This is a genomic window from Lyngbya aestuarii BL J (genome assembly GCF_000478195.2).
Taxonomy (GTDB): domain Bacteria; phylum Cyanobacteriota; class Cyanobacteriia; order Cyanobacteriales; family Microcoleaceae; genus Capilliphycus; species Capilliphycus aestuarii.
In genome coordinates, this window is sequence record NZ_AUZM01000415.1 from 1 (window position 1) to 324 (window position 324).

Sequence of the window (324 nt, forward strand, 5' to 3'; positions counted from 1 at the left end):
TATAAAAGAAAATTACACTTTCTTGATCTTCATCTAGAGGTTTATTTCTGTATCTCTCAAATCTTTGGAGATTTTCTCGATAGTTTTTAACTAAGGTTTGAACGTAAACTGACATAATAGCATTACAGGATGCAAGTTTACAGTCTTGTAACGTTTCAAGATTATCACTTAACTGTTCTTTATTTTCTTTAATTTCTAGCAGTGTTCTTAGGGCTTTATCTGATAAACTATTATTGGCAAGTCCGGTTAAAGGTTCGATATGAGCGGGACTTGGCATGGCAAAATCGAGTTGACGTTGGTTATTAAGATTAGAAAAGATCGGAA

1 pseudogene is annotated in these 324 nt (G+C 33.0%); it reads right to left on the reverse strand.

Annotation, left to right across the window (positions count from 1 at the left end):
• A pseudogene (locus M595_RS28745) lies at nt 1–324 on the reverse strand (hypothetical protein); the annotation flags it as partial.